6 protein-coding genes and 2 pseudogenes are annotated in these 6,240 nt (G+C 38.1%); 5 read left to right on the forward strand and 3 right to left on the reverse strand.

Translation table 11 applies throughout. The features are described 5' to 3' along the window. Positions 1–209: 209 nt before the first annotated feature. Positions 210–521 carry a hypothetical protein gene (locus tag V7K67_RS02440; protein ID WP_335165136.1) on the forward strand — a complete coding sequence of 104 codons (312 nt, stop codon included), beginning with the start codon at positions 210–212 and terminating at the stop codon, positions 519–521. Here V7K67_RS02440 and V7K67_RS02445 read toward each other — a convergent pair. After that, positions 458–661, reverse strand: a complete 204-nt coding sequence (locus V7K67_RS02445; RefSeq protein WP_334729057.1) for a site-specific integrase — start codon at positions 659–661, stop codon at positions 458–460. The two genes, V7K67_RS02440 and V7K67_RS02445, sit on opposite strands and share 64 nt — an antisense overlap. Before the next feature lie 111 nt (positions 662–772). On the opposite strand from V7K67_RS02445, the pseudogene V7K67_RS34275 reads away from it, so the two are divergent. Next, a pseudogene (locus tag V7K67_RS34275) lies at positions 773–967 on the forward strand (hypothetical protein); the annotation flags it as partial. Here the strand turns inward: V7K67_RS34275 and V7K67_RS02450 are convergent. Further along, positions 932–2,992, reverse strand: coding sequence for a hypothetical protein (locus V7K67_RS02450; protein ID WP_334733806.1), 2,061 nt, complete (start codon positions 2,990–2,992; stop codon positions 932–934). The pseudogene V7K67_RS34275 and the gene V7K67_RS02450 overlap by 36 nt on opposite strands. Positions 2,993–3,023: 31 nt before the next feature. After that, positions 3,024–3,812 (reverse strand): S1 family peptidase, encoded by a 789-nt coding sequence (locus V7K67_RS02455; protein ID WP_335165130.1) that lies wholly within the window; start codon positions 3,810–3,812, stop codon positions 3,024–3,026. A gap of 145 nt (positions 3,813–3,957) precedes the next feature. Between V7K67_RS02455 and V7K67_RS02460 the strand changes: the two are divergent. The 3 genes and pseudogenes from V7K67_RS02460 to V7K67_RS02470 all read left to right on the forward strand — a co-directional run. Continuing rightward, a pseudogene (locus V7K67_RS02460) lies at positions 3,958–4,507 on the forward strand (transposase); the annotation flags it as partial. Between the two features lie 696 nt (positions 4,508–5,203). Further along, on the forward strand, positions 5,204–5,758 hold the full coding sequence (locus tag V7K67_RS02465; RefSeq protein WP_334709919.1) for a Uma2 family endonuclease: 555 nt from the start codon (positions 5,204–5,206) through the stop codon (positions 5,756–5,758). Between the two features lie 11 nt (positions 5,759–5,769). Then, positions 5,770–6,168: a hypothetical protein gene (locus V7K67_RS02470; protein ID WP_335165134.1), complete on the forward strand. Its 399-nt coding sequence runs from the start codon at positions 5,770–5,772 to the stop codon at positions 6,166–6,168. The last annotated feature ends 72 nt before the right edge of the window (positions 6,169–6,240 follow it).

Here is a 6,240-nt window from a genome sequence, read left to right on the forward strand (position 1 = left end):
TAAAAGCAAAAAAATTGTAGGTTGGGTGGACAGGGCAAACGCATCTAAATTACTCTTGATCACAACGAAGGTTAAGAACCAACGAAAAAATCAGGATTTCACGTTGAATTATTTTTTAAGCCCCAAAGCGATCGCCTAAATCTTTCGCAATAAGCAAGAATTAATGACATTATTTTTGAGTCTATTGAGAATAGACTTTGATTATTGATATGATGCGGCCGCCCTGGTTGGGTGGAGGCTTTGCCAAAGCCAACATCCTGATATATGTTGGGTTGCGCTCCGCTCCACCCAACCTACGTCTAGAGAGGCTAATCCCTTTTAGTATCAGTCATGGGGTGGGGTGGGCGATCGCTCTCCCGTTTTCCTCTCTACAAGACGCTCTGCGCGTTCGCTTGAATGAGGGCGATGTCTACGATGGGCTGCGACGCTCCTGCGGACGCTCGTGGACTCGCTACCGCTACGCCCAATCGAAAGAGTTATCTGTTAAGAACTCCCAATACATTTTCAGGTTTCTAGCATAACTTTCAATAGTATTAGGAGAGCGTTCAATACTATCAAGATACTTCAGATATTTGGAGATTGGATCTACTGGCAAGTAATTCTCGTCTAGTACTAACCAAATTATTTTCCCGTTGTCTAAATGCCCTTTTTGCAACTTCATAATTATTATTGTACACGTCGTAGAAGTACTAAGTTATAGAATTATATGACGAGGTATCAAGTCTGGTTTTCTACTTCGTTGTTGTTGTTATAGAAGATTAATTATCTACTAAAGATAATTTTTGAAGCTGGCAAGGCGTTGATGGAACTGCGCGATCGCAGGCTTTACCGTTCCACCCACAGCACTTTTGAGGAGTATTGCAAAGACAGGTTTGGATTTGAGCGTCGTCATCCTTACAGATTAATCGAAGCTTCGGCTGTGTTTGATAACCTAATGAAAATGTGTCCAAATTGGACGCAAAATGAAGATGATCCTGATACGGTTATTCTCATCGATACCGAGATTTTTTAATACATCTTTGATGGCAAGTTCTCCGTTAGAACTGGGATATAATAGCCAATTAACTAAAGTATTAAATTCTTCACTTACATTGCTATCAGGACTACCTTTTAATGGTGCAAACAGAGGATATACATAATATCCTTTGCCATACCATTTTAAATCTAGTTTTAACGTGGTTTCTCCACAATAAGCAAACAATAGTAACAATCCAGCTTTATTTGATTGAGAGTATCGTACAGAAGAAATATCTTTTTCAGGAAGCCACTCTTTTAGAATTTCTAGCAATTCATAAATGTATAGATGATATCCACTATCCCATAATAATTGTTCCAATAAATTATAAATATCAGATTTAATTTCATAATATTTATTATTGATATCTTCCTTTTCCTCAACTACATAGTCACTATCCAACAATTCCCTCAACCATTTTAATATCTTTCTCGCTGATTGTATTCCTAGCAACTTAGTACGCAAATGTAGGTGGATTAAGTATTTAATAATTAAAAAAGCTAGCGTTCGATACTGTGGATATATCAACCTATCCAAAAATTTTTGAGCTATAGTTTCAGAATGAGAATATTCAGTCTCAATTTGTAGTCGATAAATTAATCTTGACAACCTTATAAGCAAAATATCCTGTTTATTCTTATCTTCTTTTGCAATTTTAATGAATAGTTCTATAAGCCAATCTTCTGCATAATTGTTAGGGTAATAAACTGCTGTTATGACTGCTAAATTAATTGCATTATCTGCAACTTCTTCTGAGTTATCAAGTAATAAATCTAGTTTTTGAGTACGCCGCAGTTGTTGCTCAAAATAAAAAAATTGATCGTTTTGAAAAAATAGCAAAAAATCTTCTCGTAATTTAGTAGGAGAAAAATTGATAACCTGTTTTCCATTTTGTCGCTCAACTTTTAAGTGACACTTCTTTAAATATTGGTCAGGTTTATCAAAGCTCTCTTGCCAAATTTCAGTTAATTCCTTTGTTTTTGGTTCTTTAATTAAGGGGGCGGAGTATTGAAAATGATAATTTGGAAATACTCCTGTATTCAGTGGAATACCGACTCTATAAGGGACATCTACTCCAATATTTCCCCCTCCGATTGGCTGATTATTTGCCAAGTCACCTAATCCAAAATCATTATTCAAAAACGATTTATCGGCTGAAATATTTTTTCTACCTTGTAATAAGTACCCAACAACTGACTTAAAATCTTGAGTATTTATTCCTGGAAATAAAGTGGCTACATAGAAAACTGCATTTTCAATATCCTCGTCTTCTTTGAATAAGGCTTGAGGGGAAATTATCTCAGTTTCCTCGGATAATTCACTTGTATTTTCATTATTCCTGTTTTTATTTTTGCTAGCATCCCTTTCTTCTAGTTCAGCATCAATGTCTGAATTCTCCGTTTCATGCTGTCTAATTTTTTGGTCAAGTTGTTTTGTTTCTTCTTCTCTTCCAGCTAATTTATTTTTTATTTTACGTTGATCTTCTAAAGAAAATGTATATTTTAAATCCTGTTGCAAACCTTCTCTTTCTTGAAGCAAGTCATCATGTTTTTTATTTAATACTTTAAGTTCTGCTATATTTCTATTACGGATGTTTTCTAAAATATGGGTTGGAATATCTCTATATTTATTTTCTTCATTTTCTTTAGCAGATTGATTAGGGAATTCCCCCGTACCACCTTTATCAGTTTTTTCCTGACCAAATAGATTTTTTATGGTAGCCTCAGATGGCACTGTATTTACATCACCAAAACCCTTATCAGGCATTTTGCTACTTTTTTTTTCATTCAAACCAGTTAATGTTGTTGTATTACCAATCTCTTTGTCACCTTTTACTTGATTAGTAGCAGATGTTTCATTCGTACTACTACCCTGTTGTTGTTCTGCTCCTTGTTCAGCAGCAGATGTGTCAGGTGTTTTAGCAGAAGATTCTTGTTCTGTTTCTTGGCTATTTTCAGATAAATTTTCATCTATCATTGCTATTTAATCCTTATTTTTGTGATTAGTCTTAACCCAGTTCACCAATTTCAGTTAGTAACATTTCTACTTTTTGTTCGTATGGTTTAAGCTCTTGTTTGTAACGTTCTTTTCTCATGTTCAGCATATGCTGCCGCGTCAGGTCATTTCTATTCTCATTAATCTCAACATCTGTTAATTCAATTAATTCATGTAATTCTTTACACTGGTTTTCGGCTAGATTAAGTTCTTTTTTGAGACGCTCTATTTGTCTTTGCTTGGCAGGATTCATATGACCTTTGCTCCCTCCAGTATCAGGTTTACTTTTACTGATTAAATTTTGAGGCATTCCCCACCAAACTTTTTCTAAAGCCTCTATCGAAATAGCCAAACCCTTGCCTTGGCTGATTAACTGAGCAACTACACCAAAAACATAGCCACTGGTTTTATCAACTGCTGGCGAACCACTATAACCAGCTTTCAAGTCGTGTTCGCTATCATCACTAATTTCTAAATTCCAGGCTGGAGTGCGATCGCCTTCTCTATCCACTATTATTTGTGTCCCACCCAACTTACCGCTAATCTCCGCCAGCTTACGGGTATTTGTGTCATCTTGATAAAAACCCGCTGCTGCAAATAGATTTCCTTTGTGAGCTATTACACCTAGTTTGAGAGGTGGTATATCTGTCAACTCACCTTCAACTGCCAAAACAGCTAAATCACAGCCGAGCTTATCGCCTAAAGGCTCAATTACTTTTGCTAGATGACGACTAACTTTTACCTTAGACAGTCCGCCAACCGCTTCCACTACTTTACAGAACTTTAGCAGTATATTCCGCAAAAATTCTTAAAATTCTTGTTAAGCAATGATGAAGCTAGGGTGAATTTATGTAACCCACCCGGATTTCTCACAAACTCGGAAAAAAGCGGGAACTAAAACTGCTAAAATGCATGTATGGCAAGTATTTCAGCAGTTATAAACGATGATTCGACCCACAAGGCGATCGCTCCCAAAACAGTTTAGATTTGAACAACCAAAGTCACCACCAGTTGTAGTTAATTTCCAGGGTGGGCAGGTAACATCTGATGCTGGACTAAGCTTAATTGCTGAGATAGACAGAAAACTACAAATAACATCACAGTTTGCACAATGTTTCCAAGATTACCGAAAATCAAATCGAATTGATTATACAGTAGAAAGTTTAATTACACAAAGAATATACGGACTGGTCATGGGGTATGAAGACTTAAATGATCACGAGGAATTACGTCATGCTCCAATGTTTGCTTTAGCATTAGGAAAAAGAATTGGATTAGAGAATGAGCCAGTAACATTGGCAGGTAAGAGTACATTAAATAGGCTGGAACATTGCCCTGAAGATGTATGCCTATTCACGAGATAATATAATGGGCTGGTGTGAGTCTCAAACGGGAGTTGATTACGTTTTTGGATTGGCGCAAAATAGTCGTTTAATTCAGATGGCTACCACAACTCAAAATAGAGCAAAGTTTGAGTTTGAGCAAAAGCTTTCAACTTGAATTGCCAAAAACTGAAATTAGAATAACCTCTAATTATACCACAAAATATTTATGCAAGAGTTCTATAGTTTGTTGTCCCAATGGAAAGTCCAGCATAAGCGACGACCTAATTTGTGGAAAGCAATGAGAAATTTGGGATTGGATTGATGTAATGCTTTTTGTATGTGGGATGGAGAGTACAGCATTGGGTTGCGGCAGCTGAAGTCCTTCAATTCAACTACTTACCCCAGGAATGTCAGCAGATGCAGGTGATTTGCGATGCCTGCGGTGGGCTACGCTTACGTATCAGTAGATTGCAGAACCGCGAAAATTTGGAAAATGCCCCAAGTGCTGTGTTGAAGTACTTGGAAGAGTTTAAACGACCGTATTTGACCATTTTTTGAATTCAAAATTCTGTTAGGAAGAATAAGAATAATTTTGAATTAATTATCCTTCCTGGTCATTGCCCCCACTGATAGCGCCGGCGGCAAGCGAGTCCACGATAGCGAGTCTTCTCCCAAGGGGAGACGCTAAGAGCGAACGAGCGTCGCGTCTTGTCTTTAATTTTGAATTGATAATTTTGAATTTTGAATTCCCCGTTCGCGTAGCGTCTCGCAGAGAAGGGGTTGACGGAGGTAGAAGAGAAGCTGTTAGGTTTGATAGAGAAAGAATATGGAATTGATGATAGATTTGGCTTTGAGCTAAATAATGGTTATGACCGTAACTACCTATAAATGGACAATTAAACGTTATCACCAAGCAATAGAGGCAGGTATCTTTGACGACCAGTCCATTGAACTATTGCGCGGCGACCTGATTGTTATGCCCCCAGAACGAGAACCTCACGCCTACTACAACACAGAAGCAGCTGATTATCTTCGCACACTGCTTGGTAAACGGGTAAAAATCCGTGATGCCAAACCCATTACCTTACCCAACGATTCCGAACCTGCTCCCGATGTTGCGATTGTCAAACCTTTAGGTGAAGTCTACTTAGAACACCATCCTTACCCAGAAGATATCTTTTGGGTTATTGAATTTTCCAAAGCCACCCTGAGCAAAGATTTAGGTGACAAAAAAGACATTTATGCTGAAGCTGGTATTGTTGAATACTGGGTTGTCAACCTGAAAACTCCGCAGTTAAAAGTATTTCGTGACCTAAAAAATGGGGAATACAAAACCGAACTGACATTAACTACAGGTACTATTTCACCCCTTTGCTTTCCTGATGTATCTGTCCAAGTTGAGCGCCTTATAAGCAAGACGTAGTGCAACGCATCATGGAGCTTACCCAAGTACCGAACACCTACCAAATCGGCGAAGTCTGCCAAATCCTTGCAAAGGACAACCCAGAACTCAGAGGAAAGGGTGGGTGTTGGGGGATTGTGAGCCAAGTAAATGAGTTCAGTTGCACCGTGAGAATGTGGGATGGTGAGTACACCGTTGGGTTGCAGCACCTGAAGTCTTTCAACTACCTCCCCCAGGAATGTGAGCAGATGCAGTCCTTGAGCGATCGCCTTGCGCTAATATATTCAGATTCGCTGGAGGAGACTGTCAAAAGTCTGTTGCAGTCGTTGGGGAAGTTGAATCGGCCTTATCTGACTGCTGTGGAAGAGAAATTGTTGAGTTTGATTGAGAAAGAGTACGGTATTAATGAATTGGACTTTGGACAAAAATAAATTGTTCGCGTTTATCTTACGCGAACAAACGAATAATTAATTTTGTTTATAGTTATCAGCAGAAAAAAAGCA

It is taken from the genome of Nostoc sp. (assembly GCF_036917155.1).
Taxonomy (GTDB): Bacteria; Cyanobacteriota; Cyanobacteriia; order Cyanobacteriales; family Nostocaceae; genus Nostoc.